This is a genomic window from Streptomyces sp. NPDC001599 (genome assembly GCF_042893535.1).
Lineage (GTDB): Bacteria > Actinomycetota > Actinomycetes > Streptomycetales > Streptomycetaceae > Streptomyces.
On record NZ_JBIAVA010000005.1, the window covers coordinates 308,036 to 334,510 of the forward strand.

The 26,475-nt window shown below is 68.6% G+C and carries 26 protein-coding genes; 17 read left to right on the top strand and 9 right to left on the bottom strand.

Translation table 11 applies throughout. The features are described from left to right. Positions 1–76 precede the first annotated feature (76 nt). The gene (locus ACFYZ3_RS16250; RefSeq protein WP_360999842.1) at positions 77–388 is read right to left on the bottom strand and encodes a DUF6412 domain-containing protein; all 312 of its coding nucleotides are present in this window, start codon (positions 386–388) and stop codon (positions 77–79) included. A 65-nt stretch (positions 389–453) separates the two neighbouring features. Beyond that, positions 454–1,005 carry a winged helix-turn-helix transcriptional regulator gene (locus tag ACFYZ3_RS16255; protein WP_388517476.1) on the bottom strand — a complete coding sequence of 184 codons (552 nt, stop codon included), beginning with the start codon at positions 1,003–1,005 and terminating at the stop codon, positions 454–456. Between the two features lie 142 nt (positions 1,006–1,147). Here ACFYZ3_RS16255 and ACFYZ3_RS16260 point away from each other — a divergent pair, with 142 nt between their 5' ends. From ACFYZ3_RS16260 to ACFYZ3_RS16270, 3 genes are all read left to right on the top strand, one after another. Further along, positions 1,148–2,563, top strand: a complete 1,416-nt coding sequence (locus ACFYZ3_RS16260; protein WP_388517479.1) for an MFS transporter — start codon at positions 1,148–1,150, stop codon at positions 2,561–2,563. A 98-nt stretch (positions 2,564–2,661) separates the two neighbouring features. Then, complete coding sequence (locus ACFYZ3_RS16265; RefSeq protein ID WP_388517481.1) at positions 2,662–3,678, top strand: SEC-C domain-containing protein; 1,017 nt, start codon at positions 2,662–2,664, stop codon at positions 3,676–3,678. A gap of 104 nt (positions 3,679–3,782) precedes the next feature. Then, a complete protein-coding gene (locus ACFYZ3_RS16270; protein ID WP_388517484.1) occupies positions 3,783–4,241 on the top strand; it encodes an SRPBCC domain-containing protein in 459 nt (152 codons plus the stop codon). 8 nt (positions 4,242–4,249) lie between these two features. Here ACFYZ3_RS16270 and arr read toward each other — a convergent pair whose 3' ends face one another. Next, positions 4,250–4,660 (bottom strand): NAD(+)--rifampin ADP-ribosyltransferase, encoded by a 411-nt coding sequence (gene arr, locus ACFYZ3_RS16275; RefSeq protein ID WP_388517487.1) that lies wholly within the window; start codon positions 4,658–4,660, stop codon positions 4,250–4,252. 341 nt (positions 4,661–5,001) lie between these two features. Between arr and ACFYZ3_RS16280 the strand changes: the two genes are divergently transcribed. After that, positions 5,002–5,556: a hypothetical protein gene (locus ACFYZ3_RS16280; protein ID WP_388517490.1), complete on the top strand. Its 555-nt coding sequence runs from the start codon at positions 5,002–5,004 to the stop codon at positions 5,554–5,556. Between the two features lie 455 nt (positions 5,557–6,011). On the opposite strand, the gene ACFYZ3_RS16285 is transcribed toward ACFYZ3_RS16280, so the two are convergent. Further along, positions 6,012–6,155, bottom strand: coding sequence for a hypothetical protein (locus ACFYZ3_RS16285; RefSeq protein ID WP_388517493.1), 144 nt, complete (start codon positions 6,153–6,155; stop codon positions 6,012–6,014). A gap of 149 nt (positions 6,156–6,304) precedes the next feature. Here ACFYZ3_RS16285 and ACFYZ3_RS16290 point away from each other — a divergent pair, with 149 nt between their 5' ends. The 4 genes from ACFYZ3_RS16290 (at position 6,305) to ACFYZ3_RS16305 (ending at position 12,542) form a co-directional block, all read left to right on the top strand. Next, complete coding sequence (locus tag ACFYZ3_RS16290) at positions 6,305–7,858, top strand: ATP-binding protein (RefSeq protein WP_388517495.1); 1,554 nt, start codon at positions 6,305–6,307, stop codon at positions 7,856–7,858. 51 nt (positions 7,859–7,909) lie between these two features. Next, the gene (locus tag ACFYZ3_RS16295) at positions 7,910–10,888 is read left to right on the top strand and encodes a Z1 domain-containing protein (protein ID WP_388517498.1); all 2,979 of its coding nucleotides are present in this window, start codon (positions 7,910–7,912) and stop codon (positions 10,886–10,888) included. A gap of 120 nt (positions 10,889–11,008) precedes the next feature. After that, a complete protein-coding gene (locus tag ACFYZ3_RS16300) occupies positions 11,009–12,031 on the top strand; it encodes a NaeI family type II restriction endonuclease (protein ID WP_388517501.1) in 1,023 nt (340 codons plus the stop codon). A gap of 106 nt (positions 12,032–12,137) precedes the next feature. Continuing rightward, positions 12,138–12,542 carry a very short patch repair endonuclease gene (locus ACFYZ3_RS16305; RefSeq protein WP_388517885.1) on the top strand — a complete coding sequence of 135 codons (405 nt, stop codon included), beginning with the start codon at positions 12,138–12,140 and terminating at the stop codon, positions 12,540–12,542. Here ACFYZ3_RS16305 and ACFYZ3_RS16310 read toward each other — a convergent pair whose 3' ends face one another. Next, positions 12,543–13,760 (bottom strand): DNA cytosine methyltransferase, encoded by a 1,218-nt coding sequence (locus ACFYZ3_RS16310; protein ID WP_388517504.1) that lies wholly within the window; start codon positions 13,758–13,760, stop codon positions 12,543–12,545. 164 nt (positions 13,761–13,924) lie between these two features. Between ACFYZ3_RS16310 and ACFYZ3_RS16315 the strand changes: the two genes are divergently transcribed. Further along, positions 13,925–14,677, top strand: a complete 753-nt coding sequence (locus tag ACFYZ3_RS16315) for an HNH endonuclease (protein ID WP_388517507.1) — start codon at positions 13,925–13,927, stop codon at positions 14,675–14,677. On the opposite strand, the gene ACFYZ3_RS16320 is transcribed toward ACFYZ3_RS16315, so the two are convergent. Further along, a complete protein-coding gene (locus ACFYZ3_RS16320) occupies positions 14,674–15,303 on the bottom strand; it encodes an ATP-binding protein (protein WP_388517510.1) in 630 nt (209 codons plus the stop codon). The genes ACFYZ3_RS16315 and ACFYZ3_RS16320 overlap by 4 nt on opposite strands. Before the next feature lie 215 nt (positions 15,304–15,518). Between ACFYZ3_RS16320 and ACFYZ3_RS16325 the strand changes: the two genes are divergently transcribed. From ACFYZ3_RS16325 to ACFYZ3_RS16335, 3 genes are all read left to right on the top strand, one after another. Beyond that, on the top strand, positions 15,519–16,364 hold the full coding sequence (locus ACFYZ3_RS16325) for a helix-turn-helix domain-containing protein (RefSeq protein ID WP_388517513.1): 846 nt from the start codon (positions 15,519–15,521) through the stop codon (positions 16,362–16,364). Further along, entirely contained in the window at positions 16,365–16,580 is a 216-nt protein-coding gene (locus ACFYZ3_RS16330) for a DUF397 domain-containing protein (RefSeq protein ID WP_388517515.1), read from the top strand. It begins immediately after the preceding gene. 601 nt (positions 16,581–17,181) lie between these two features. Then, positions 17,182–17,844 (top strand): hypothetical protein, encoded by a 663-nt coding sequence (locus tag ACFYZ3_RS16335; protein ID WP_388517518.1) that lies wholly within the window; start codon positions 17,182–17,184, stop codon positions 17,842–17,844. Between the two features lie 81 nt (positions 17,845–17,925). Here ACFYZ3_RS16335 and ACFYZ3_RS16340 read toward each other — a convergent pair whose 3' ends face one another. Then, on the bottom strand, positions 17,926–18,795 hold the full coding sequence (locus tag ACFYZ3_RS16340) for a helix-turn-helix domain-containing protein (protein WP_388517521.1): 870 nt from the start codon (positions 18,793–18,795) through the stop codon (positions 17,926–17,928). Next, positions 18,792–19,592, bottom strand: coding sequence for a peptidoglycan-binding protein (locus ACFYZ3_RS16345; protein ID WP_388517524.1), 801 nt, complete (start codon positions 19,590–19,592; stop codon positions 18,792–18,794). Before ACFYZ3_RS16345 ends, ACFYZ3_RS16340 begins: the two co-directional genes overlap by 4 nt. Positions 19,593–19,903: 311 nt before the next feature. Between ACFYZ3_RS16345 and ACFYZ3_RS16350 the strand changes: the two genes are divergently transcribed. Further along, positions 19,904–20,356: a peptidoglycan-binding protein gene (locus tag ACFYZ3_RS16350; protein WP_388517526.1), complete on the top strand. Its 453-nt coding sequence runs from the start codon at positions 19,904–19,906 to the stop codon at positions 20,354–20,356. 457 nt (positions 20,357–20,813) lie between these two features. Here the strand turns inward: ACFYZ3_RS16350 and ACFYZ3_RS16355 are convergent, their stop codons facing one another. After that, the gene (locus ACFYZ3_RS16355; protein WP_388517529.1) at positions 20,814–21,785 is read right to left on the bottom strand and encodes an SDR family NAD(P)-dependent oxidoreductase; all 972 of its coding nucleotides are present in this window, start codon (positions 21,783–21,785) and stop codon (positions 20,814–20,816) included. 55 nt (positions 21,786–21,840) lie between these two features. Between ACFYZ3_RS16355 and ACFYZ3_RS16360 the strand changes: the two genes are divergently transcribed. From ACFYZ3_RS16360 to ACFYZ3_RS16375, 4 genes are all read left to right on the top strand, one after another. Beyond that, entirely contained in the window at positions 21,841–22,263 is a 423-nt protein-coding gene (locus ACFYZ3_RS16360) for a MerR family transcriptional regulator (RefSeq protein WP_388517532.1), read from the top strand. Between the two features lie 174 nt (positions 22,264–22,437). Further along, complete coding sequence (locus tag ACFYZ3_RS16365) at positions 22,438–23,010, top strand: GNAT family N-acetyltransferase (protein WP_388517535.1); 573 nt, start codon at positions 22,438–22,440, stop codon at positions 23,008–23,010. Between the two features lie 92 nt (positions 23,011–23,102). Then, positions 23,103–23,489 (top strand): DUF3592 domain-containing protein, encoded by a 387-nt coding sequence (locus tag ACFYZ3_RS16370; RefSeq protein WP_388517538.1) that lies wholly within the window; start codon positions 23,103–23,105, stop codon positions 23,487–23,489. 213 nt (positions 23,490–23,702) lie between these two features. Further along, complete coding sequence (locus tag ACFYZ3_RS16375) at positions 23,703–26,381, top strand: hypothetical protein (protein ID WP_388517541.1); 2,679 nt, start codon at positions 23,703–23,705, stop codon at positions 26,379–26,381. The last annotated feature ends 94 nt before the right edge of the window (positions 26,382–26,475 follow it).

Consider the following 26,475-nt stretch of genomic DNA (forward strand, 5'->3'; position numbering starts at 1 on the left):
TCTCGTCGTGCCGGGTTGAGGCGGGGCGGCATGACGACACGACCGGCGCGGGGCCAGGTGTGGAAGGTGCTGTGCCCTACGCGGTGGTCGCCGGGAGGGCGTGTCCGGGCGCTCGGGGCCGGCGGCGGCCGGGGGCGTCGGGATCGCGCTGGGGCAGGAAGGCCGTACGCAGGTCCCGGTCCCTGATGGCCGTACGCACCCGGGTGCGCGGCACGGCGGGCGCGCAGCGCGCGGCGATGACGGCGCAGACGGCGAGCGCGGAACCGACCGCGGCGGTCGCGGCGAGCGCGACGGTGGCGGAGAGGCTGCCGACGTCGACGAGCGCGACCGGGAGGAGGACGAGCAGCAGGACGAGGAGAGGGCGTGGGACGGCCCGTTCGCGGGTCATCGGCTGCTCCCCCCTCTCGTACACGCGTTTGTCCCAGTTATACAGGACGGCTCATCCGGGGCGGCTTACGCGGGACGACGTGGTGCGGGGCCCTGCTGTTCGGTCTCGATCGGCTGGAGCAGCCGCCGGGGACCGAGCAGCGCCCGGCTGACGTGGTCCGCCGGGTCGGGGTCGAGTCCGGGGCCCGGCCGCATGTCGATGTCGCGCACGGCGACGAGGGTCCCGCAGGTCGCGCAGGCGCCGTAGGGACTGAGTTCGGTGCCGCAGTCGGCGTGCCAGAAGGTGCGCATCGGCTCGCCGCCGAGTTGCTCGCGCCCCCAGATGCCGAGCGCGCGCAGGGCGGGCCACAGGGCGACGCCGCGATCGGTGAGGACGTACTCGTCCCGCGGCGGCGACTCCTGGTACCTGCGCTTCTCCAGGATTCCCTCGGCGGTGAGCGCCTGGAGGCGGTTGGCCAGGACGGCGCGCGGGATGCCGAGGTGGACGAGGAAGTCGTTGTAACGCCGGACGCCGTAGAGCGCGTCGCGGATCACCAGCAGCGTCCACCGCTCGCCGACGACCTCCAGTGCGCGGGCGATCGAGCACTCCTGCGTCGCGTAGTCCTTGCCCAGTGCCATGCGGTCCACTGTAGCCACTTTCCGCCAAAAGGTTCAGTCACCGAACCGACAGTGTTAGGTTGGCCGCCTCACGTCGGTTCATTGACCGAACCCACAACTCGGACCCACCCTCCGTCGAACCATCGAGAGCGGACCGCCACCCATGAGCGACACCGGCACGGACTCCCCCGCCACACCCACCACCGCGACAGCGGCGACACCGGCGCCGCCCGCTGAACGCGCCTCGCCGCCCCCGCGTCCCGGCCGCACCCTCGCGCTGACCAGTGCCGCGACCGCCGTCGCGCTGATGACGTACACCGCGCCGCTCGTGACGCTCCCCGATACGGCCGCCGCCCTGCACACCCCGCTGTCCGCCCAGGCCTGGCTGATCAACGGCACCCCACTCGGCCTGGCCGCCCTGCTCCTGGTGGCCGGCAGCCTGGCCGACGACTACGGGCGCCGCCGGCTCTTCGTCTCCGGCACGCTGGCCCTCGGCATCACCACCGTCCTGGGCGCGTTCGCGTCCACGACCTGGCTGTTCACGCTGGCCCGCGTCGCGCAGGGCGCGGCGAGCGCGGCGCTCCTCGCCAGCAGCCTCGGCCTGCTCGTACACGCCTTCCCCACCCCGGCCGGCCGACTGCGTGCCACCGGCGTGTGGGGCGCCTTCGTCAGCGGCGGGATAGCCGTGGGCCCCGTACTCGTCGGCGCGATCCCCGACTGGCGGCTGGCGTACGGCGTCCTCGGCGCCGCCGCGCTGGTGGTGGCGGGGCTCGGCGCGCGGGCCCTGTCGGAGTCGCGCTCACCGCGGGAGGGGCGGCCGGACCTCGCCGGGGCGTTGACGTTCGGACCGGCGCTGGTCGCGCTGGTGGCCGCGCTGACGCTGGGCCGGGACGGCTGGCTGCGGGCGCCGGTGGGCCTGCTGCTGGCGGCGGCGGTGCTGCTGGGCGCCCTGTTCGTGGTCGTGGAGCGCCGCGCGGCCACCCCGATGATCGACCTGTCCCTGCTGCGCCGCCCGCTCTTCCTGGCCTCCTCGGCGGGCGGGCTGTTCACGGGCCTGTCGGTGATCGGCTTCTTCAGCTTCCTGCCGACGGTGCTGCAACGGACGCTCGGCCTGTCCCCGATGGACACGGCCCTGCTCTCCCTGGTCTGGGCCGGCCTGGCCTTCGCGGTGGCGCTCCAGGCCCGCCGCATCGCCCACCGGGTCTCCCCGCGCCACCAGTTGGCCGTCGGTTTCACCCTGCACGGCATCGGCGTCCTGACCATGCTCGGCGCGGTCGGCGCGGGCTCCTGGCCCCGGCTGCTGCCCGGCCTGGTCGTGGCGGGCGTGGGCAGCGGCCTGCTGAACGCCGCGCTGCCGCTGCTCGCGGTGGAGTCGGTACCGGCGGCCCGCGCGGCGATGGGCTCGGGCGCGCAGCAGACGTTCCGCTACATCGGCTCGTGCGCCGGGGTCGCCCTGACGATCGCGATCGCGACGTCGGCGGGAAGCCCGGGGGCGGGCACGGACGTGGCGCTGTGGGTGTCGGCGGCGCTGGCGGTGGTGGCGGCGGTGCTGGTGGGGACGCTGCGGGAGCGGCACTGAGCGGGGCGGCGCGCACCCGGCCCCGCCTGCCCCAGCTCCCCGGATCCCCGCCCCGGTGAGGCTGACCCTCGTCACCTCACGGCAGTACGGTGTCCCCCATGCGCCCCGACACGCCCGCCGAAAACGTCGACCACGCCGCCGAGGCGGCCCGCCTGGAACGGACCGCCGGCCTCTACCCCGAGGACGCCGAGGCCCTGCTCCTGCGCGCCGCCGCACACCTGGAACTGTCCGGCGACCGCCCCGCCGCGACGAAGCTCTACGACCGCCTGCTGTCCTCCGGGACCTCGGTCCCGCTGGACAACCCGTCCCTGGTCCGGGCCCTGAAGGCGTCCAACCTCTGGGAGTACGACCACGAGGCGGAGGCCAGGGCGATCATCGACGGCGTGCGGGCTGCGTCGCCGCGCGACCCGGCCCCCTGGGTGATCATTGCCGAGGCCCTGGAGTCCCACGACGAGCTGGAGGCGGCGCAGGAGACGTTCACGGAGGGCGCCCGCCTGCTCCTGACGGACGTGCCGGAACCCCCGTACGCCACCCACCCCCTCCTCTACGGCCGCCACCGCGTCCGCCGCATGCTGGGCCTGGCCCACGACGACTGGGACACCCTGGCCGACACCCTGCACTCGATGCCGGTCTCCCTGGACGAGCTGCACGACCCGAAGCGCGTCTGGTCCCTGGGCTCGGACAATCCGGCGGACCTGGAGGCGGAGATCTCCCGTCTGCGCGCCGAGCTGGGCGCCTACCGCGAGGCCCTGTCCCGCCCCTTCCCGGTGGCCATGCTCCACTGGCCGGCCGCCGAACTGACGGAACTGATCGAGGCGTACCCGTCCCTAGCCTCCGAATACCCCTCCTACGACGCCCACCTGGCATCGATAGAGGCGGCCCTGCGCGAACTGGCCTCGTCGGGCACCCCGAACCTGGGCGTGGTCCCGGGCACGGTCCCCTCCTACGAGGCCTTCGCGGCGTCGGAGGGCGCCTCCCCGGCCGACCCGGTCCTGCTCCCGCAGTACGCGACGACCCTGGCGGCCCGGGGACTCGCGGTGGCGTGGCCGCCGCAGCGCGGGGCGGCTTGCTGGTGCGGGTCGGGACGGGCGTACGGGGAGTGCCACGGCCAGTAGGAAACCGGCGCCGGGGCGATGAGTTCCGGCGCCGCCGGTCGTCTACAGGTGCGAGAGCCTCGCCGACAGCGGGCGAGGCGCCGCCACCGAGGAGACACGACGACATGAGCACCGACCAGACGCCCACCGCGGCGGACAACGGCTTCTCCTACACCCTCACCCGCACCCTGGACGCCCCCGCGGCCCAGGTCTGGCAGGCCTGGACCACCCCCGACCAGTACGCCCAGTGGGCCTACGCCGTCCCCGGCTCCGTGGAGATGGACGTCCGCCCCGGCGGCACCTGGAAGGCCACGATGCGCACACCCGACGGCGCGGAGTTCCCCCTGACCGGCTCCTACATCGAGGTCGCCGAGCACCGCGCCCTGACCATCGGCATGGACGTCCCGGGCCGCCCGGACCCGGCGACGATGACCGTGGAACTCGCGGAGCAGGGCCCCCGCAACACCGTGATCACCCTCCGCCAGACCTGCGACACGGCGGAGGAACGGGACGGCGCGGAGCAGGGCAGCGGGATGCTGCTGGACGGGCTGACGGGGTTCCTGGCGGGCGGAACGCAGGGCTGAGGCCCCCGTCAGTTGATGATCTCGGCCCGCCCTTCCAACCGCATCGCGGCCAGCCGCTCCCGCCACATCTGGAGGGCTTCGGGCGTCTGCCGCGTCCAGTCGGTGACTTCGCCGAGGACCCGGAGCGGCTCCGTGCTGCGGTAGGAGCGGGTGGGATTGCCGGGGAACTTCTTGTCGGTCACGTTCGGGTCGTTCTCGAACGCCCCGGTCGGCTCGACGGCGTACACGCGCGGTTCCCCGTCCCCGGCGGCAAGCTCGGCGGCGAGCCCCGCGCCGTCACGCAACGCGGTGAAGTAGATGTGGTTCATCAGGATCTCGGGCCGGTAGTTCGAAGGGAACCCGGCGGTGAGGTGCTCCCCCACCCGCAGCTCGGCCTTCGTACCGTGAAAGAACGGTCCTTCGTCCAACACCTCGTCCATCGCGGCAGATTACCAACCCGGACTGTCGTGCCGCCGGGACGGCCCGGACACAGCGCGCGCATCCCGATCCTGCGACGGATCACCCACCCGTGGTCGCGGCCCTTCGGAGAGCACGGTGGAGTGCCCTCTTGTCTGCCCCCGCGTGTCTTGCGCCCCGGCGGCGGGGCGACACGGTGAGAGGCGTCATGCCGAGCCCGAGGGGGGACGCCTTGCACCAGCACGAGCACGTGGACAGGAAACCGACCGGAGGGACACCCGCCCGGGTACCGCGGTCGTCTGCCCCGGCGGGCCCTGCCGGTGACCTGTCGCGGGGAGCGGTCGGCCCCCTGGGCCCGTCGGCGGTGACCGTCCTGCAGCGCGCGGCGGGCAACGCCGCCACGACGCGTGCGGTGGCGGCCGGCTCCGGTCGCACGCCACGCGGCGCGGACCTGACCGTCCAGCGCGCGGAGAACGACGACGCCGGCGGGGGCGCTTCAGCCGGCGCGGCGGAGGCGAAGAGCGTCGCCGAGGGCGAAGTCAAAAGCGTCGGCCCGGGCGGCACGATCACCTATCCCTCGGTCACAAGCTGCCTGACCATCACCGTCTACCTCCGCGACGGCGGCAAGGTCGGCGGTCACGCCAGCCTGTACAAGACCCCCGGCGGCATGTACTCGGACCAGATCCTGCCCGCGATAAAGGCACAGGTGGGCAAGAGCAGGGTGGAGAGAATCGACGTCAGCGGCGCCATCTCTTCGTGGAATCCCGCGTACTTGAAAACTGCCATCGAGAAATCCGACCCGGCCCCCCAGCAGAAGAACGACCCGGACGGCATCCGCAACGTCGTGTCCGACATCCTGGGCCGACAGGCGAAGAAGGTCTCCGTACAGGAGACCCCTGACGGCACGTTGACCAGGTAAAAGGGCGAGAGACCGCCGAAGAGGCCTGGATCGTACGCCGCTCCGGCCTTCACCAGCCATTCCACGGCCCGCAACCGTGGCATCAACCTCGATTCGCCCGGGAGGACCGCCTGCAAGTCCCCGGATCATGCCTGGAGCGTGGCGTCGGCGAGCGCGAGCAGCGTCACGTACATGACCCCCCCACCATCCGGTCCGCCGCGTAGCCACCCTGGAACGCGACATCGCCCACTTCCGCAGCGGCTTCTGGCGCCAGCACCTCACCGCCCACGGCCCCGCGAACGGGCTCCTCATCGCCTTCCAGAACCAGCACCGGATTCCGGTCCGCTTTACCGAGATCCTCGCCGAGCTGCCGACCACAGTCGCCTGGTCCAGACCCAGGAGAGCCAGCAGATCTGCGGCGCCCTGGGCGTCCTGACCGTCCTCGGCCTACCGCTGGGCACGGTCCTGGGCATCGTCTAAGTCATGGGGAACGACTCCCTGCCCCACCTGCTCATCGCCTTGGCCGTGTTGGTGGTGGCGGCGACGGCGGTGGCATTGGACACGCGGGTCGGGCAGTTGGTGTTGTCGTCGTTGCGGGGGAGATGGGCGGCAGTAACCATCTCCTGAGGACGGATTATGGACGAACCACCCTTCTTCACAGTTCAACTGCCTCTATGTCCGACCTTTGCAGTACCGTCACATGAACCAACCGATCCGGAGGGCCCATCACTCGTTGAGCAGGCCCAGACCTGTGTATAGAGGAAGCGCAATGCCCTACGAGCCCGGGACCGTCTGGCAGTACGAGGTCCCCACGACCGGCAGCACCCATCTGCCCCCGGACGCCGGCTACGGCAAGGCGTTGACCAACCAGGGCTACGGCTTCGAGGTTGCACTGGCCGATCTGATCGACAACTCGATCGACGCTGGTGCCGACAAGATCGTCGTGCACTTCCTGCGTGATGCCAAACGAATCCTGACTCTGCTGGTCATCGACAACGGCACTGGCATGGACGATGCCGGCCTCGACGGAGCTATGACAGTGGGCCGACGCCGTGAGTACGGCGACGGCGCACTCGGCATGTACGGCACCGGCCTCAAGGCCGCTTCGCTCTCGCACGCTGCGTCCCTCACTGTGGTCAGCCGTACAAAGCGCAGCCGCGCCGCAGGGCGTCGTCTCACCGCAGAGGGCATTGAGGACAGCTTTCGCTGTGACACCGTCGACCCGCGCTACGCCCAGGAACTCGTGGACCGGTACGACGGCCTCATCGAGTGGCACGGCACGATCGTGCGCTGGGACCAGGTGCGGGTGTTCGAGACCGTGACGACTGGCCAGAGCGACCAGTTCCTGTCGAAGGCAATTGCTCGCCTGGAAACACACCTCGGTCTCTACTTGCACCGCTTCCTCCAGGAGGGCCTCAAGCTCGACATCGCAGTCTGGGATGTGAGCAGCGGTGAGGGCCTCCTCGGTGAGGAAGTGGACCACATAGCTGTCGAAGCACTGGACCCATTCGGCTACAAGGTGCCCGGCAGGGCCCGCTATCCCCGCTCCTTTACGGCCCCTGTAGAGGGCCTGGGAGACGTGCAGCTGACGGCACACATCTGGCCAGCCAAGTCGAAGCAGGCCGGGTTCCGGCAGATCGGTCCCCTCACGGACCGGCAGGGTTTCTACTTCTACCGAAACAACCGGCTTGTCCAAGCTGGCGGATGGAACGGTCTGCGCAACCCCGAGGGGCACTTGGCGCTGGCTCGCGTGGCAGTAGACCTACCGAGTCACGAAACCAGTGTGCTGAGTCTTGACGTCAAGAAGGAGAGCGTCACTGTCACGCCCGCCTTCACGCTCGGAGTAGAGAAGGCTCTGGATGCGTCTGGAGGGACCTTCCACGAGTATCTCAGCGAAGCAGAAGCCACGTACCGCGACGGGGCGAAGCGTACTGAGATCGTCCGTCGGCCCGTGACACCTCCAGGTAAGGGCATGGACCCGAAGATCAAGCGGGTCATCAAAGAGGAGCTGCCTGAGAAGCCAGGCGAAGAACCGATCGCTTTCACCTGGGCCACGCTGCCGCGGGACAAGTTCTTCGACCTGGACCGCGAGAACAACTCTGTGCTTCTCAACAAGGCCTTCCGAAGTGACTTCAACGACGGAAAGCGCGGGGGAAGCAACGACGCACCCGTCACAAAGGCCTTGCTCTACCTCCTGCTTGAGGACTGCTTCGGCCTCGGCCGCTGGGAACGTGGCCGACAAGACCGGGTGGACTACTGGAACACCATCCTTCTGACCTCGGTGCAGGCACAACAAGACCGCCGGACCGAGGCTGCAGACTGACCCAGTCCGCTCCCACCCCACGCCCGCTCCGGCCCCTGAACGAGGAAAGAGATGACCAACACTCTCCCTGGCGTGCTCCTTGACATCCACGCCGACGCCCTGGCGGGTATGAGCATCCTGCCGCGCCCCTTTCAGAGATGGGCAGCACTCGCCGCAGAGGACCGCCAGCCGGATGCAGACCTGGGGGAGGAACTCTTCCGGTCGCTTCTCATCAGCGGTGACGAAACCCTGATCGCGCTCTGGTCCCGCCACCTCACTGCCTGGGATTTTGCGGACAGTCCTTCCTGGGGCGAAGGCACCGGCGCCCGCACCGAGGAACGGCGCGTCGTGATATACGAACGCCTCCACTTCGGAAATGAACTCCGCAAGGCCCTGGATGAAGCAGTCCCTGTACCCAACATCCCGGGCGAGACCGTCATCACCCGGGAATTCATTCCGTGGTACACCCCTGAACGTGCAGCGGCCAGATGCTTCTACTGGACCTCCTACGAGCAGAAGCTCCGTGACAAAGGATGGTCCGAAACCGCCATCGCCAGCCTCGATCAGGCGAGCCGTTCAGTCGTAGAACGGCTCACTGATCCTGAGCAGGAATCGGCCCGTCAAGCGAAGGGCCTGGTTGTCGGCTACGTGCAGTCCGGAAAGACAGCAAACTTCACGGGAGTGACTGCCAAGGCCATTGATGCAGGGTACCGTCTCGTCATTGTTCTCGGCGGAACCCTCAACCTCCTCCGTGCCCAGACCCAGCGGCGACTGGACATGGAACTGATCGGCCAGGAGAACATCCTGCGTGGGGCTGACATCGCCGACGTGGACTCCCTGGTCGGGGTGGACTACGTGGGTGACGACGAAGGTTGGCCTGAGTTCGTGCGCCACGGCGGCCGTCCGTCCGCGCTGGGCGCGTTCGACATCGAGCGGCTGACGACACGGGAGAACGACTATAAGAGCCTTGCCCAGGGTATCCGGGCACTGGAGTTTGAGAAGCGCATCCCCACACGTCCGTTGCATGATCCGGCGAACATCCACCATGCAGCGGCACGAATCCTTGTCGTGAAGAAGAACAAGTCCGTCCTCACCAAACTTGTCAAAGATCTCAAGCAGATCCACGGCATCCTGGGAGAGCTTCCGGCCCTCATCATCGACGACGAGTCGGATCAGGCATCAGTGAACACTTCGGACCCGAAGAAGTGGGAACGCGGAAGCACTGAGCGCACAGCCATCAACGGCTTGATATCCAAGCTCTTGGGACTGCTGCCGCGAGCCCAGTACGTCGGGTACACGGCGACCCCCTTCGCCAACGTCTTCGTCGACCCCGGCGACGACATGGATATATTCCCCAGCGATTTCCTGATCTCGCTGCCCCGTCCAGCCGGGTACATGGGTGTCCAGGACTTCCACGACCTCAACTCGCCTGTCCCTGCGGAAGAGCGCACTTATGCCAACTCACAGGAGAAGGCACACGTACGGGGCATCTACGACTCAGGGGACGACAGACTTCAGGAGGCCATGGACGCCTTCGTCCTGTCTGGCGCCCTGAAGCTCTATCGGGCAGACCATAGCGTGCCCGGCGCAGCGTTCCGGCATCACACCATGCTCGCTCACGAGTCAGTACGTCAGGATGATCACGCCGACCTCGCGCTTCGTATCAATTCACTGTGGCATCAGGCGGGCTACAGCTCCGCGGCAGGACATGATCGTCTTGCCACACTTTGGGAAGCCGACTTCGCGCCCGTAACAGCAGCACGCGCAAGCAGCCTTCCCGCACCCTCGTCGTACGTCGAACTGCGCCCGTACGTCCACGCCGCGCGCCAGCGCATCGGCAGCGGAGGCAATCCGGTCGTTGTCGTGAACGGGGACACTGACCGCTATTTCGCCCAACTCGACCTTGACTTCGACCGGACACCGAACGTCTGGAAGATCCTCGTGGGTGGTACCAAACTGTCCCGCGGTTTCACCGTCGAAGGGCTCACCGTCACCTACTATCGCCGAACCACTCAGCAAGCCGACACCCTCATGCAGATGGGGCGGTGGTTTGGCTTCCGCCCTGGATACCGAGACCTCGTTCGGCTGTACATCGGCCGTGAAGAGCCCTTTGGCCGTGAAAAACATGTCGACCTCTACGAGGCATACGAAGCCGTCTGTCGCGATGAGGAGAGCTTCCGGGAGCAGCTTGCTCAGTACTCCGAAGTAGTGGACGGCAAGCCTCAGGTCACGCCCGTTCAGATCCCACCCTTGGTAGCCCAGCACCTGCCCTGGCTGAAGCCCTCAGCGCGGAACAAGATGTTCAACGCGGAACTCGTGGAGATCCGGTCGCCGGGCCGGCTTATCGAGCCCGCCGCCTACCCTCTGAACAGCGCCACCAACAAGCGCAACACCGAGCGCTGGCGACCGCTCTTGCATGCGCTGGGCAGTACACCTCAGTCCTTCAGCAATCCTCCGGACTCCTCAAGCACACTCACCCGGACGTTCACCGCCCTCACGGCCACTCTGTCGCATGGGGATCTGATCGGAGTGCTGTCCCAACTGGAATGGGAGCGGCCCCAGTACTTCGACCCTCACCTGACTTACCTCCGCCAGCTCGACGGCACCCTCGCAAAGGTCGATGACTGGCTTCTCATCTCGCCTCGGCTCGCCTCGGACAATCGCATCGAGGCCAGCGTTCTTGGCTCGGCCCCGCTGTCTCTCGTCCGACGGAGTATTCAGGACGGCAAGAGCTCCTTCGGCCGCATCGCCAGCGTCGAGCATCGCACCACAGCACAACGGCTCATTAACGAGGCTGCTGCCGGATCTGGAGGGGAGATCGGCCCCAGGACCGGCGTGGCGCTGGTCTACCCGGTTGTGGAGGGGGGCAGCAACGACAGCGTCCGGGGTGCCGTCCGTAACGGGGTTGCCGACCCGTCCAAGGTCGTCATGGCGTTCACCTTGGTCCCACCAAAGTCGGCCACCAACGCAGACCGCCGTCTGGTGCGCTTCCGGGCGAAGGACTCACGCTTCAGCAACGACGCCACCGTGGCGGTGCCGCAGTCCTCATGAGTGCGGGGCGCATGCCACCCGAGTTGCAGGCGCCCAGCTGAGGGCGGCTTCGTCATCATCCTGCGCCAAGGGCCTGCACACAATTCGCTGACCACGTCCACTGACACCCTAGGAGCGGAATTGCTTCCCTTCGACGAAGACATCAGTCCCCAAGCGGCTGGTTGGATTGCGCAGCACGAGTCGATTGCACAGGATTCCGATGTAAAGAAGGTTGCCGAGTATATCCTCTCACGCGATCGTGACGGTAAGAGGTTCGCCGCTGTCCTTCGCGACACGATCGACCAGTTGCTGAACGGAGAGGCGACTGGCCGATACGCCTGGGAGGAACTCTACAAAACCGAGAAGACCCACGCGGGCACTCTGGTCGAGATCAACTTGCAGCGTGAGTTCAAGTTCGACGACGGTGCCGACGTAGGGTCACACGGCGAGCACCCCATGGATTACCAGATTCTGGGCGTGGACGTGGACTGCAAGTTCTCTCAAGACTTTGGTAAATGGATGATCCCGCCTGAGGCCATGGGGCACCTTTGTCTTCTCGTATGGGCCGATGACCTGAAGAGCAAGTGGAGCGCCGGCATCTTCCGCGTGCGCGAAGAGTGGCTCAATACAGGCAGAAACCGGGACAAGAAGCTGACCCTGAAAGCAGAGCATCGTATGGATAAGGTGCACTGGCTCTGGCACGAGGCGGAACTTCCCGAAAATGTACTGCTCCATCTAGACGATGCCACGCGCAAGCAGATCCTCCTTGAAGGGCCCCGAAAGGGGCAGCAGCGAGTAAACGAACTGTTCCGAAGGGTCCAGAATCGCCGTATCGGACGCGGCGCCATCCGAACCGCTGCAAAGCAACTGGATTACATGGCACGCCTACGGGAAGGTGACGGACGGGCACGAACGGTGCTCCGCAAGGACGGCATCGTAATTGCCGGGCCCTATAGCAAACATCAGGATATTGCACGCCGCATCGGGGCAGAAGTTCCCCAACGAGGGGAGTTTGTAAGCTTCCGGGTAGCTGAAGCCATGCCTCACCATGGCGACCGCCCATCTGTTGAGCTGGAAGGACGCCACTGGGTCCTTGCCGGGCCGGATGACCTGGCGGTGCCAGCACCACGCCTACCGAGGGTCACTGGTGAAGAAGAAGCCTGACCAGGCAGACAGCGACAGGGACACGCCGACAGACGCACCTGCCGGCGCTGACACCTGGGTGCCACCCGTCGGCTCCTGGGCCTCCTCGGCCGCGCGGCGGCGCAACATGCAGGCGATCCGCAGTCGGGACACCACACCCGAACGCCTGATCAGGCAACTGGTTCACGCGCAGGGGTTGCGATATCGAGTGGCTGCCCGACCGCTTCCCAAGCTTCGCCGGACGGCTGACATGGTCTTCCGTCCGGCGAAGGTCGCTGTCTTCGTTGACGGCTGCTACTGGCACGGGTGCCCTGAGCACTACGTAGCGCCCAAAACCAACTCTGGCTACTGGTCGGACAAGGTCGCGCGGAACATGGCTCGTGATCGGGACACCGACCAGCGCCTCACAGCGGAGGGCTGGACGGTGCTCAGATTCTGGGAGCACGAAGCGCCAGAGGAATGTGCCGCCCATATCGCTGCAGAAGTGGAAAGGCATCGCAACGCAGGACGAAAAGACATGCCGAGCAGCTAGTCAGTCCTTCCCGTCACGCTCTCGGGCCGCCTTGAGCACCTCGATGATCGACTTGCCGACAGCTCGGGCCACGGGGGGCGGGAACGCGTTCCCCACTTGACGGTACTGCGCAGTCTTTCCGCCCGAGAAGTCCCATTCCGGCGGGAATCCCTGGATGACAGCAGCCTGCCGAACCGTGAGCATCGGGCCATCAGGCCTGAAGAGGTCCCGCTCTTCGCTGGCTTTCTCTTCGCATGCCTCGATGTCGTTGGCGACGCCCATGCCCGAGATTCCGAGTTGCTTCCAGGCCGCCTTGGCACGGCTGGGCCCGAGGTCTGCGCCACCGTGCTTCTTCGAGCCGCCGACGAGCGTTGGGGCGATACCTCCGCCCTTGCCTTTGAGTTCGGCGTCACGTTCGCGAGCCTTTTCAAGCCAGCGGTCGAACCTCTCGCGGGCACGTTCCCCATGCACGCCGTTGAAGTACCGCCCGTATCGCTCTCGCATGGATGGTTCAAGGCTCTCTGCGACACTGACCGGGTCCTCATGAGTGGGGGTGGGCCACTCATACTTGAGGTCCTCGATGACGTCACCACGGAAGGCGACGAGGATGGCACGCGGACGAAGCTGAGGAACGCCGAAGTCGCTAGCTTCCAGAACATCCCATTTACAGACGGTGTATCCGAGTCCATCCTCACGTACCGTCTGTCCGTCGTCCGCCCGGTACGTGCCTCCCTCAAGTCGAGCCCTGATCCAGTCCCGGTAGTCCGCGAACTTCGGGTCCATGATCCCTCGGACGTTCTCGATCATCACTGCTCGAGGCTTCAACTTCTCGACCAGTTGCAGCATGCGAGGGAACAGATCACGTTCGTCGTGCTTCCCCAGTTGCTTGCCCGCGTGAGAGAAGGGCGGGCACGGCACACCGCCGGCCAGGAGATCCAACCCCTTCTCCGCCAGCAGGTCGGCACCCTTGTCCAGATCCTGGTGGGGCTCGAACTTCGTGACGTCAGCCGACAGGACGTCGCAGTGTTCCCGCTCCCAGGACCACACCTCATGCTCTTCGATGTTGAGGCGTAGCGTTTTGACCGCGTACTCGTCGATCTCCACCAGCGCGAGGTGACCGAACCCGGCCTGATGCAGTCCGATGGCCTGACCGCCGGCACCTGCACAGATTTCGATCGACGTGAAGGCCGGTTCCCTTTGCTCCTCCGTCGCGGGCTTCGGTTCAGTTGTGCGGGTCATGCCCCCTCCTTACAGTCGTGCAGCGGCAGACACACTTTGCAGTCCACCATCACTGAGGGTGACAGACCCCACTGACAACAACGAGACCTGACCAAGTTTGCAGTACGTCTCTCGGTTCGCTGCACGTGCCTCACACCACAACGAACACTCATACGATATTCCACATGCGGATACCTGCCTGGAGTGAGGACGAACTCGTGCTGGCCGGAGCCCTCGTTGCGCGGAACGGCTGGCGCGAACTGCGTACGGGGGATCTCGAGGTCCAGAAGCTGTCGGAACTGCTTCGATCGCTGCCACTGCACGAACCTCAGGCGCGCACGCTGCCATCCTTCAGGTCCGTTGACAGCGTCAGCCGCAAGACAACCGATTTCATGACAAACCACCCGGATTACGTCGGCAAAGCGACCCGGTGCGGCAGGCCGACGCTGCTCATGATCCAAGCCTTCATCAGCCGGGAAGCTGAGATGCTCCAGGCTGCCCAGGCCATTGAGGATGGCATCGGCTCTGGCGAGCTGCACCTGCTTCCCGCACAACCCGATGAAGTCGACGAAACGGGCGCCTCCGCCATTGAGGGGCGCCTCCTCGTCCGACGGGCCCTTGCTCGCGAGCGAAACCCTCGCCTCCGAGCTCAGAAGATCAAGCACATCCGGCGTCAGGGTGCTGCACTCCGATGCGAAGTCTGTGCGTTCAGTTTCACTGACACGTACGGGGAACTGGGCGAGGACTACATCGAGGTCCATCACCTCACCCCCCTTCACATCTCCGGAGAAGGGGAGACCCGGCTGGACGACCTCGCGTGCCTGTGTGCGAACTGTCACCGCATGTGTCACAGGGCCCGTCCCGGAGAATCCTGGCGCACGCCTGATGCCCTCCGGGAGCTGATGCGCAAGCCGAACAGCGAGACCGACGGACACTAGGCAGCTTCCTCTTCCGCCTCGTAGTGCATCTGAGCCTGGTCCAGCACGTCATCCGGAGCCAGGCCGCGCCCCGACGTCCAGTGCAGCAGGTCGGCGATCAGCTCGATCACCGACTCCGCAAGAGCCGCCTCGCGGGGGCGCCCTTCCAGCACCGTGCCGCGGAAGCCTTGATAAGCCTCAAGGGCCAGCACGGCACGGTCGACTCGACGGCACATCCCCTCGGAACCCAGTCCGATCTCGCACCAGACCGCCTTGCCCACGGCCGTGGTCATGGCTCCCCAGTCCAGCGACATGGCCACGAGCATGTGCAGACCACGGCCGCATTCGGCGTCACAGTCGGCGGCTCGCAGGATGGGCAGCGATCCGCTCTTGTCATGCATCTCCACTCGAAGCCGTCTGTCCTTCCACTCCAGGATCAGAGTCGCCGACGCACCCTCGCCCACGTGTTTGATGACGTTCGTCGCCAGTTCCGTGACGACGAGTTGCGCCTCATCGCAAGCTACCGCGACGCCCCACTGGGTGAGTTGGGCAACGGCAGCTCTCCGAAGCAGCCGCACTTCCGACGGCACCGCCTCAAAAGGCAGAACACAGCGACGTTCGCGCCCCGTGGCGTCAGTACCAGGCATGAGCACTCCTTCCCCGCCACACTCAGCTGCGCCCACCGTGACCTCACGGTTGCATTGCGTAGCGGCCCGTAACCAGAGGATGGCACAGAGAAATCTCACTGTGTAACTTCTCATCAATCTCGATCGAGTGAATCTCATAGTGAGCCGCCTGCCGCGATGCCTAGCCTGTTCACGCCCCCGGGCAGGTGCATGGGGGCTCTGCACAAAGGAGTCGCATGCCCGCAAGGACCACCACCCGACGCCGTCAACTGGGCGCAACGCTCCGCAAGTTGCGCGCTCACGCGGGGATGACACTGGAGGAAGCCGGACGGCTGGTAGGTGTATCGAAGGCGACGGTCAGCCGGTACGAGACGCAGGCCGGCCCTGTCAAGTGGATCGTCGTCGACGCTCTGTGCCGCGAGTACGGAGCGTCCGATACCGAGCGGGAGGCAGTTGTCAGGCTGGCCAAGGATGCCAAGCAGCAGGGCTGGTGGAGCTCGTTCGCCGACTCCATCCCAGAGAGCATGAACCTGCTGCTGACGCTGGAGGACGACGCTGTCCGCGAGAACCACTTCTCCTGCGTCTACGTCCCCGGCCTTCTGCAGACTCGCGCCTACAGCACCGCGTTGCAGAAGGCGAACGAGGTACCGCTGGAGCCGTCCGAGATTGAACGGCTGGTCGACATCCGCATGAAGCGGCAGGAGATCCTCAGCCGACCGGAGCCACCACGGCTGTGGGCAATCCTCGACGAGTCCGTAATCCGCCGGGTGGTGGGGTCACCTGAGGCCATGAAGGAACAACTCGGCCGACTGCTTGAAGCGAACGAATCTCCGCACGTCACGCTTCAGGTGCTGCCCTTCTCCAAAGGCGCGCACTCCGCGGCCCTTGGCAGCTTTGTGATCATCGGCGGCACCGAGCCCGCCCTCGACGTCGTGTACGTCGACTTCCACACGGGCTCGCTCTTCCTCGAGAAGGACGAAGAACTGGAGAGGTACAGACTTGCGTTCGAGTACCTTCGCGCACAAGCGTTGGACATGGAAGCTTCGTCCGCCCTGATGCATCGCGTCCGCAAGGAGCTGTGAATGTCCCCCCGCCTCCAGACAGTCCCTGGCCCTTCGTGGTTCAAGTCGTCGTTCAGCGGTGGCAACACGACAGAGTGCGTCGAGTGTTCGTACCTGTCACACGCTGTCCTAATACGCGACTCCAAGCACATCGGCGGGCCAACGCTCGGTGTGAGGCCGCAAGCCTGGCGTCAGTTCGTCGACTCGGTGCGCCACGGTTCACAGGAGCCTTCCTGATCGCGAGCAGCTACAGCACTTCACCACTCACAGGGAGGAAGACACAGGGAGGCCGGCGCGTCCGTGCCGCTGCCCCTGCAAACCATCGGTGACATAAGAACTGCCCTGCTCGCTGATCACGGGTTCCCGGGCGAAAGGCAGGCGTTCGAGAGCGATCTGCACTGCGCCCTGGAGACTTCGCCCCGCCGTCCTGGCTCAGCTCACATCCTCGTGAGCGGGCGCCGCCGTCCACCTCCAGCCATCGCGGGTGTCCGTCCTCATCGAATGGACGTGGTCGATGCCGGGACATGGCCGATGGAGGCACACGTGACGGACGACCGTCCGGCTGGCCCGCCGTCGTGGCGGGCTTTCGGGGGCTGAGGTATGCAGGCTCGTGGATGTCATGAAAGAGCGGACCGACAGGGCTGGCGCACCCAGGACCGTCACACGGGGCGCGCGGTGCCGCGACGCCGAGGCCCCGGACGGTCCACGACCTCGCCGGACCGCCATGTCGCAATGTCGTGACAGTGGGTATACGAACACTCGTCTCAGCGTGTCGTCGCCACCACAATGAGCCCATGGCTTCCATGAGAAGGCACGACACGACCGGGTGGAGGGGCGTGTGAGCAGTTCATCGGGTGCTCCCTTACCGACGCCGCCCCGGCCCTCCGTACCGCCACCGGGGCCGGGACCGGCACCGGGCAGGCGTCGCCCCGGGGAACTGGCGGCGTGGATCTCCGCGATCACGGGTCTGCTCGGGCTCGCGCTCGGCTTCGTCGGCCTGCCCGCTCTGGTCACGCCGCCGACCGGTGTACAGGTCACGACCACCGCCACGGCCACGGTCACGGCGACAGCAACGGTGACCGCCCCCGCCGATCCCTCGCCCGCCGCGGGCGACTCCGCCTCGCCCACACCGGCCAACACCCAGTCGTCCGCGGTGTTCCGGGCGGCCACGGTGGAGATCGCTACGGACTACGGGATCGATCTGGACGACGATCCCCTGCGTCCGGTCTCCAGGGATGAGGGCAAGGAGCTGTACTGGTACGACGGGAACCTACAGGTAGGCAAGGGTGCACAACTGGTCCTGCTGGAACGCAAGGAAAGCGGCACCTTCGAGACCTGCAGCACCGTAACCCGGTTCCAGGACAGGGTGTACATGGAGAACGGTGCGCGGTTCTGCGTCCTCTCTCCAACAGGGCTGATCGCCCTCGCCGAGTACGTCAGAGGTGGGTCGGAGGAGGAATACATCACGCTCAAACTCACCATATGGCGGGGAAGTTACTAGGGCTCGCCGAATCCTCCGGCCCTGCGGACGACGGCCAGTACGGTGCACCAATCCACGACCGAGGCGTCCAGAGGGCTGACGCTACCGGGGTGAGGACGGGGCGGCCGTGGTGGTGGGCTCGCCCACGCGGGCCGAGAAGCACTCCGGGTCGGCGTCGACCGACGCGGGACGGAAGCAGGCCCGTACGGTGGTGCCGGGGTGGGCCTCGGTCATCTCGGTGTAGACGAAGGTGGCCGCGTCGTCCTTGTTCGCGATGCGCACGTCGTGGGTCGGGCCGCCCGCGGTGACGTCCACCCGGTCGCCGATCTCGGTCGCCCAGGTCCGGGCCCAGCTCGCGCCGCACTTCACGCTGTGGCGCAGTTCGACGTGGGCGCCGGTGGCCGTGCGGTACGAGGCGAGGGTGTCGGGGCCGACGCCGCAGATCAGGCGCATCGGGTCCTGGCCCTCGCAGGCGGCTCCGTGGCACAGGGGCGCGAAGGAGAACGGCACGGAGGCCGGAAGCGGCTCGGCCTTCCCCGTCTCCGAGTCCGGCAGCAGGAGGAACAGCAGGGCCGCGACACCGCCGACGACCACGGTGTACGCCGCCGCCAGCACCACCAGGAGCCTGCTTCGGCCAAGTCGCGGTCGCCGGGGCCCGTCCGGCGGTGGCGGCTCCTGGGTGAGGTCCCGCAGCGACTCGTCCGTGGGAGGGGCGGGTGCGGGGGCCACCGCGCGTCTGCTCCAGTGCGATTCGGCGATCTCCCACAGCGCGAGCAGTCGCCCGTCAGGTTCGTTCGCGAGGCCGCACAGCTCCCGTACGGCCTGGCGGGGAGGCAGGCTCTTGCCGTTGAGGTAGCGCTCCCAGGAGGACTTGCTGTACGGCGTGCGCTCCGCCAGCGCCGCCAGGCTCAGGCCCGCGCGGGCCCGCAGTTCCCGCAGCGCCGCTGCCAGCCGTGTGTGTTCCGTGGTCACTTGGGCGCCACCTCCCGCAGGGCCTGCCAGGTGGGCGGGTCGATGACACCGTTCACGATCAGGCCGTTCTGCTTCTGCATACGTTCGACCGCTCGCCGCGTCTTCGGGCCGAAGACGCCGTCGATGTCTCCCGGCGCGGTGCCCGCACGGCGCAGCAGGCACTGGGCCTCGGCCACTTCGAGCCCCACCTGGGTGTTGGACAGGAGGATGTCCCTGGTGCGGCTGAGGCCCGCGTACCAGCGGCCGTCACGCTGCTCCAGTCGGCAGGTGTAGATCACCGGCACCAGGGACGCCGACACGGTGGCCGGAGTCGTCACGTCGGCGTCGGCGCGGTCGCGCGCGAGCTGGGCGCGGGCATCGGTGAGCCGGACGGCCAGCAGGAGGGCCGCGGAGACGGACAGCACCGTGACCACGGCACCCGCCGCGACCACCACGCGCAGAAGACGCCCGTACGGCTGCCGCTCGGTGGGGGTGTGTTCCGGCGGTGTCGCGGAGGAGTCCTCGGGCGTGCCCGTGGCGGCGGTCCGCCCCTCCGCCCAGCGTTGGGCGGCGATCTCGTGCGTCACCAGCAGCCGGGCCGGATCGTCACCGCCGATGCGGGCCATCGCCTCGACGGCTTCCAGGGGCGGCAGGGACCTGCCGTTCAGATAACGCTGCCACGACTTCGCGCTGTATCCGGTCTTCACCGCCAGTCGCCGCGTGCTCAGTTCGCTGTGGTCCTTCAGCCTGCGCAGACGCACGATCAGCTGGTGGACCTGCGGATGCAGTTCCGCGGGCAGTTCCTTCCAGCGCGACACGCTTCCCCCACTCGCGTCCCGGACCTCGGGCCCGGCCCCCGTCTCCCGGTCTCATTCTGCACCAGTCGTCAGGGGCTCCGCCCTGCCGCCGCCCATGCGCCGGGCGCGAGGCCGCCGTGCCCGCTGTCGTCGAAGTCCCGCCACACGGACAAGGAGTTGGGCGTCTGCGCAGGTCATCGAGTGGGACGCCTCGGGACGGGGTCACTTGCGCGTCACCTGTGGCCGGGCATCCCGCCGAACCCGCAGTCTCGTCGTGGAGCCGGCCACCACGGTCGGCTTCCTCAAGCGCACGTCACATCGAGGAGTACAGCATGCGAGCTCTCACCAGGACGCTGGTCGGCGTCACCGCCGCGGTCGGTATCGCCGCCGGCGGCCTCGCCACCGCGGGCACGGCCGTGGCGGACACCTCACCCGCCCCGAGGCCGGCGGTCGCGGCGGCGGCCGCGTACAACAACCTCGGCCTCACCAAGTACCAGGCCACCGGCGTCCAGTGCTTCCTGAACACCTCGCCCACCGTCAACCTCACCGAGGACGGGTACCTGGGCCCGAAGAGCTGGGAGGCGATGCAGGAGTTCCTCAACAGGAGTTGGGACCGGAACCTCGTCACGGACGGCATCGTCGGCCCGGCCACGATCAAGGGGCTCCAGTACTTCCTCAAGCACGGCAACTATGGGTACACCGGCAAGATCGACGGTATCGCCGGCTCGGGAACGCGTGCGGCGTTCGCCAGGTTCGGTCAGGCGACCGCGAAGCAGTTCTGCTAGCAGGCACGCGCCGCCTCCCGTACGGCGGGCGTTCGGGAGGTCCGCTGCTTCGAGCCGGTCACCGAGCAGGTGAGGACCTCGTCGACCCTGGTCAACTTCGCGCCGGACCGTCTCGACCGGCAGTTCCCGGTCGTCGGCGCGGAGTTGGGCCGAGCGCGCGGAGAACGTCACCGCGGTCGACAAGGCCGGGCGCGTCGTTGCGCGGCGAGGGTCTGGGCACGGCTTCGTCGTACGACGGCGCGGCCTTCGCCCCGGCCCGCGGTGCGGGGGCGATACGCGATACGGGCGGGGACGGCGGCGGTGCCGTCGGGGCTGACGGGGATCGTGGTGGGGCTGGACGACGTCCGGCCCGGACGGCCGTCGGGTCAACCTCCAGGAAGTACGGGGGTCTTCCTCAGGGTGACCGCGAGCTCGGCGCGGCACGAAAGGCGGCGGGTCCGCGTTGGACCCCGCGAGGTCACCGGGTCGTCGGCGTCGCACCCGTCGCGGTGAGGGACAGGTCCCAGAGGCGAGCCGCGCTGTCGGGGTCGACGGCGTGCGGGCGTACGCCGTCGTCGTCCATGGGGATGTCGGGGGCGAAGACGCGGGCGACGTCGCAGTCCGCCAGGTAGAGGCCGCCCCGGCCGTCGAGGAGTGGGGAGGTGGCGGCCCACAGGCCGGTGGCGGCACCCTGGGAGGCGGTCTTGAAGTCGGCGGCGACGACGTTGCGGTGCTCGTCCACCCAGCCGGCGTCGATCTGCTCCTGGAGCGTCATCTCCCGCTGGAGGCCGGTGATGATCTTGCCGGGATGAAGGGCGAAAGCCCGGATGCCGTCGTCCTTGCCGAGGGCGTCGAGGTGCACGGCGAACAGGGCGTTGGCGGTCTTGGCCTGGCCGTAGGCCAGCCACTTGTCGTAGCCGGTGCGGAAGTGCGGGTCGTGCCGGCGGATGTCGGTCATGGCGTGTCCGGCGGAGCTGTACGCCACGACACGCGCGCCGTCCGCGGCGGCCAGGAGCGGGTAGAGCTCGCAGGCGAGGGTGAAGTGACCGAAGTGGTTCACGGCGAACTGGAATTCCCATCCGGGCCCGACGCGTCGCTCCGGGGTGGCCATGACTCCGGCGACGGCCATCAGGAGGTCGATCCGGTCGATACGGTCGCCGATGTGCGCGGCGGCGGAACGGACGCTGTCGAGGTCGGTCAGGTCCATGGGGACGACCTCGCCGCCCTTCACGTCCCGCAGGGCGTCTCGGGCGGTGTCGGGGCGGCGGGCGGGAACGAGGACCCGGGCCCCGGCGGCCGTCAGGGCCCGGGTGGTCTCGAGGCCGAGCCCGGAGTAGCCCCCGGTCACCACGGCGGTCAGGCCGGAGAGGTCGTGGCCGGCCATGACGTCCTCGGCGGTGCTGGCGGCGGAGAAGGGCGAGTTGAGCGGCTGCTGATCGGTGTGGGTCATGCCGCCGACGCTACGATCTAGAGCAAGGTCTAGATCAAGCCCAGGGGTGAGCCGCGTGACCAGCACCGAAGTATCCGGGCAGTCGCTGAGCATCGGCGAGGTCGCCGACCGGACCGGACTGAGCGTGCACGCCCTGCGTTTCTACGAGCGCGAGGGTCTGCTCGTCGGGCCGGTCGGGCGCACGTCGGGCGGCAGGCGGCGGTACAGCTCCTTCGACGTCGACTGGCTGCTGATCTGCGTCAAGCTCCGCGAATCCGGCATGCCGCTGGCCGACCTCAAGCGGTTCGCCGAACTGGTGCGCCAGGGGCCCGGAAACGAAGCGGAACGGCTTCGGCTGCTCGACACCCATCAGCGGCGCGTCGACGCACAGATCAAGGCGCTGGAGGAGTGCCGGTCCGTCATCGCCTGGAAGGTCGGTGTCTACGCCGAGCACCTCGCGCGCGGCGAGGCCGGTGGGCTCTGGGACCCGACGGCCTGAGGCAAGGCCGTGGCACCCGGGAGGCCGACGCCGCGGCGCCCGGTCCGGCGTTCCAGCGACGCCTTCGCCGGATATTCCGTTCCAGCGACGCCTTCATCGGATATTCCGTTCCAGCGGCCCCTTCGTCGGATATTCGCTGTCGCGCCCGCCCCGTGAGGGCGCAGGATGACGGCCATGACTCTGGCCACCCCCACCCTGGACACCGATCGCCTGCGGCTGCGGCCCTTCGCCGAGGACGACGCGGAGTCCCTCTACGCCATGCACAGCAGCGCGCACGTGATGCGCTACTGGGACTCGCCGCCGTGGACCGAGCGGGCCCGCGCCGGGCGCTTCGTCGAGATGTGCCGGAGGATGGCGGACGAGGGCACCGGCGTGCGGGTGGCCGTCGACCGGGCCTCCGACGGCGCCTTCGTCGGCTGGTGCTGCCTGGTCGAGTGGAACCCGGTCTACCGCAGCGCGTCGCTGGGTTACTGCCTCGACGAGGAGATGTGGGGCCACGGCTATGCGACGGAGGCCGCGCACGCCCTGCTGCGGTGGGCCTTCGACACGCTGGATCTGAACCGGGTGCAGGCCGAGGCCGACACGCGCAACGCGGCGTCCGCCCGGGTGCTGGAGAAGGTCGGGTTCGTGCGCGAGGGGACGTTGCGCGAGGACTGCGTCGTCGACGGCGAGGTGTCCGACTCCTGGGTGTACGGGCTGATCAGGCGGGAGTGGCGGCCGACGTCCGCACCGGTGCCGGTCCGCTGAGGGGGCCTCAGGTCCTGTTCCGGCCGCGGCCGCACGCCCGCACCGACTCCCGGTATCTTTCGGATCCGCGCCGACCTCCGGAAGGGCCGACAGTGAATTCCGACCGCCTGCTCCTCATACCCGCCGTGCTCGGTGTCGTCGCGTTCGTCTGGACACTCCGCAAGCGCCTGCTGGTACGGGCCCGGGGCGTGGAGGTGGACGCGCGCTGCTACGACCGCGAGTGGCGGGTGCAGGGCGGCGGGCCCACGTTCCTCCTCAGCTTCCGGACGGAGGACGGGCGCAGGATGACCTGTTCCGCCAACGAGAGCGAAGTCCCTGGGGGGACTCGGGCCGGTGACACGGTCAGGGTCCGCTACGACCCGGCGGCGCCCGGCCGGGTGGAGACCGTCATCGCTTCCCGCAGGCCGCTGTGGAAGCGAGGCGATCTGATCGGGCTGGTGGTGTTCGAGGCCGCCCTCCTGGCCTACGCCCTCGGCTGACGGCGTCAGGCGCGGGCGCGAGGAGACCGCCCGCCCGTCCCTCGGGCCCGGGTGCCGCTGAGCACGGTGCCCGGGTGGGCCGACGGGACGGACGCTGCGCGATCTTGGCACGTTCCGCACGCGTCCGTACGGTGTTCGCCTGCCGCACCCCTGCTGTTCGCCGTGCCTGGCTACCTTCGCGTGGCCCGGTCCGGCAGCAGGAGAGGTATGTCCATGAGCACCCCTGTCCACCGCACCTCCGAACGGCCTTCCGCAACCGCCCTGGCGGCGGCCCGGCAGCGTCGGGAGGAAGGACGGACCGGGAGTTCGCCCGGGTCGGGGACCTCGGCGGAGCAGGCCTTCCTCGGGCTCCAGTCCAGTGCCGGCAACCAGGCGGCGACCGCCACGGTGCAACGCGCCCGGGGCAGGACCCTGGAGCGGGCCCCGGGGGCCGACACCACCCGGCCCGGCTCGGAGCCCGGCGCCCGACGCGCCCCGGCCGGCCGCGCCCGAGGCGGCTCGGCCCCCGGCGATCTGGCCGACCGCGCCCCGCTCGACACGGGTTCCGGCACCCGGCAGTCCGCCGCCGTCCCCGAAGTCCGGGGCACCACCAGTACTCCGGAACGCGTCGCGCCGCCCGAGGCCACCACGGCGACCCGCTTCACCCCGTCGGGCCGCACCCGGCGCGGCTCCGAGTCCGACACCCGGCCCGACCCGGCCGCCCCCACCCGGCGCGGCTCGGTGTCCGGCACCCAGGGCATGGAGGTCGACACCCGCTTCCAGGAAGAACTCGACGCCGCCCGGGAGGAGGCACGCGCCGCCGCCGAGGAAGCGCGCCTTGCCGCGGAACGCACCGCCGCGGAAGAGGCTCGCCTCGCCGCCCTCGCGGCCCGTTTCGCCCCGTCGGGCCGCACCCGGCGCGGCTCCGACCTCGACACCCGGCCCGACCCGGCCGCCCTCACCCGGCGCGGTTCGGTCTCCGGCACCCAGGGCATGGAGGTCGACGCCCACTTCCAGGAAGAACTCGACGCTGCCCGGGAAGAGGCACGCGCCGCCGCCGAGCGTGCCGCCGAGGAAGCACGCCGTGCCGCCCTCGCGGCCCGCTTCACCCCGTCGGGCCGCACCCGGCGCGGCTCCGACCTCGACACCCGGCCCGACCCCGCCGCCCTCACCCGGCGCGGCTCCGACTCCGGCACCCGGGGCATGGAGGTCGACCCCCGCTTCCAGGAACACGTCGACACGGCCAGGGACGAAGCACGCCGTGCCGCCGAAGAGGAAGCACGCCTCGCCGAAGCACGCGCCGCCGCGGCAGCGGCACGCCGCGCCGCCGAACGCGCCGCCGCGGAGGAGGCTCGCCTCGCCGAGCTGGCGGCCACCGTCCCCCGGGAACCCGCCGGCACGACCAGGGACGACACAGGCACCACCCCGACCGAGGCAGCTGCGCCCCCCGCCGAGGAGACGGCACCCCCCGCCGAGGAGGAAGCGCGCCGCTCCGAAGAACGCGCCGCCGCCGAGACCAAGGCGGAGGTCAGGACCGATCGCCTGAAGGCGGTCGCCGAGAACGCGGACCAGGGAAAGAGGATCCTCGACCCCGCGGACGCCTTGGGCAAGGGCTTCCAGGCACCCACCGCCGCGGGCCTCGGCCAGGAGGCCACCGAGATGGCCGCCAACGCCCCGAAGACGGACACCGGCGGCGGGTCGGGCGCCGACGTCCTGAAGCACGACGCCGCCGCCGCGGGGGTCTCCGGCGCGTCGCTGAGCACCGGCGCGGAGCTCCTCGCTCTGGGGGCAAGCGTCGCGGACTCGTTCCGGAACCTGAAGACGGCCCTGCGGAAGAAGACGGGGGCCGGCTTCCACAACGCGCGGAGGAAGGCCAAGGTCAAGGGGGGCGACGCGGGCGTGAGCGTCCTCAGTACGGGCGCCAACGTGGGCACCATGGCCAAGGAGACGCTCAAGGTCCAGGGAGTGGCGAGCACCGTGGCCGCGACCGAGGCGAGCGGTGTTCTCAGCGCCGTCGCCGGTGTGGCGAAGAGCGTGCGTGCCGTCTTCAAGACCAGTGGAGCGATCCGCAAGTACCGTGACCTGGGGAAGCTCCCGAACGCCGAAGCCGTCCACGCCGGAACGATCAACAGTCTGAAGACCGCGTGGGAGGCCGAGGAGCCGCGCGCCGTGGAGGCGCACAACGCGGTCCTGGCACTGCAGGCGGAGAGGGACCAGGGCCACCCGCGGGAGGGGTGGGACGAGGCCCTCCACGCCGCCGCGACCGCCTACGAGGCGGCGGCGCTTCGCGAGGCCCAGGCCAAGCTCGCCTACCTCGCCGCCAAGGACGACGCGAAGACCGTGAACGAGACCAAGAAGTTCGCGAGGCGGAAGCAGGTCTCCAAGGGCGTCAAGGAGTCGGTGGGCGGCGGCGTGGGCGAGGGTCTGAAGGGCGCGGGCGGCATCGCGACCGTGGCCATCGTCGCGACCGTGGGCCTGGCGTCCAACCCGGCCGGTTGGATCACCGCCGCGGTGGGGGCGGGCCTCGTCGTCAGCGTCGCCGCCTACAAGGGAGCCCGGTCGGGCTACGGGCGTTTCCAGGAGGTACACCACCCCGAGCGCTACACGCCGCACGGCGAGGACGTACCGGAGGCCCTGCCCACCTGGGAATCGCTGAAGCATGCCATGAAGGTGTGGAAGAAGATCTCGGCGTACAAGCGCCAGCTGGCGGCGAAGAAGCTCTACGGCATGCTCTCTCGGCCCGACACCCAGCCGGAACTGCGCCGCTCCGCCATGGACCTGCTCGTAGTGCTCAAGGCCGGTCCCGAGGACCACGGGACGGATCAGGCGACGTGGGAGGCGAGCCTGATGGATCCGGCGAAGAAGGACGACTGGATCAAGGAGATCACGGACCAGCTGAGCTCCGGATCCTGACGGAACGGAACGGAACGGAACGGAACGGAGGGGCGAAGAGGGCGGAGGGTGGCGGGAGCGGCGAGGGCAGCCCGGCTCCCGCCCCGCTGACCGG

Coding starts and splice junctions, on each gene's coding strand:
- ACFYZ3_RS16250 (WP_360999842.1), bottom strand. CDS start 388: ATGACCCGCGAACGGGCCGTCCCACGCCCTCTCCTCGTCCTGCTGCTC.
- ACFYZ3_RS16255 (WP_388517476.1), bottom strand. CDS start 1,005: ATGGCACTGGGCAAGGACTACGCGACGCAGGAGTGCTCGATCGCCCGC.
- ACFYZ3_RS16260 (WP_388517479.1), top strand. CDS start 1,148: ATGAGCGACACCGGCACGGACTCCCCCGCCACACCCACCACCGCGACA.
- ACFYZ3_RS16265 (WP_388517481.1), top strand. CDS start 2,662: ATGCGCCCCGACACGCCCGCCGAAAACGTCGACCACGCCGCCGAGGCG.
- ACFYZ3_RS16270 (WP_388517484.1), top strand. CDS start 3,783: ATGAGCACCGACCAGACGCCCACCGCGGCGGACAACGGCTTCTCCTAC.
- arr (WP_388517487.1), bottom strand. CDS start 4,660: ATGGACGAGGTGTTGGACGAAGGACCGTTCTTTCACGGTACGAAGGCC.
- ACFYZ3_RS16285 (WP_388517493.1), bottom strand. CDS start 6,155: ATGGTTACTGCCGCCCATCTCCCCCGCAACGACGACAACACCAACTGC.
- ACFYZ3_RS16290 (WP_388517495.1), top strand. CDS start 6,305: ATGCCCTACGAGCCCGGGACCGTCTGGCAGTACGAGGTCCCCACGACC.
- ACFYZ3_RS16295 (WP_388517498.1), top strand. CDS start 7,910: ATGACCAACACTCTCCCTGGCGTGCTCCTTGACATCCACGCCGACGCC.
- ACFYZ3_RS16305 (WP_388517885.1), top strand. CDS start 12,138: ATGCAGGCGATCCGCAGTCGGGACACCACACCCGAACGCCTGATCAGG.
- ACFYZ3_RS16310 (WP_388517504.1), bottom strand. CDS start 13,760: ATGACCCGCACAACTGAACCGAAGCCCGCGACGGAGGAGCAAAGGGAA.
- ACFYZ3_RS16315 (WP_388517507.1), top strand. CDS start 13,925: ATGCGGATACCTGCCTGGAGTGAGGACGAACTCGTGCTGGCCGGAGCC.
- ACFYZ3_RS16320 (WP_388517510.1), bottom strand. CDS start 15,303: ATGCCTGGTACTGACGCCACGGGGCGCGAACGTCGCTGTGTTCTGCCT.
- ACFYZ3_RS16325 (WP_388517513.1), top strand. CDS start 15,519: ATGCCCGCAAGGACCACCACCCGACGCCGTCAACTGGGCGCAACGCTC.
- ACFYZ3_RS16330 (WP_388517515.1), top strand. CDS start 16,365: ATGTCCCCCCGCCTCCAGACAGTCCCTGGCCCTTCGTGGTTCAAGTCG.
- ACFYZ3_RS16350 (WP_388517526.1), top strand. CDS start 19,904: ATGCGAGCTCTCACCAGGACGCTGGTCGGCGTCACCGCCGCGGTCGGT.
- ACFYZ3_RS16355 (WP_388517529.1), bottom strand. CDS start 21,785: ATGACCCACACCGATCAGCAGCCGCTCAACTCGCCCTTCTCCGCCGCC.
- ACFYZ3_RS16365 (WP_388517535.1), top strand. CDS start 22,438: ATGACTCTGGCCACCCCCACCCTGGACACCGATCGCCTGCGGCTGCGG.
- ACFYZ3_RS16375 (WP_388517541.1), top strand. CDS start 23,703: ATGAGCACCCCTGTCCACCGCACCTCCGAACGGCCTTCCGCAACCGCC.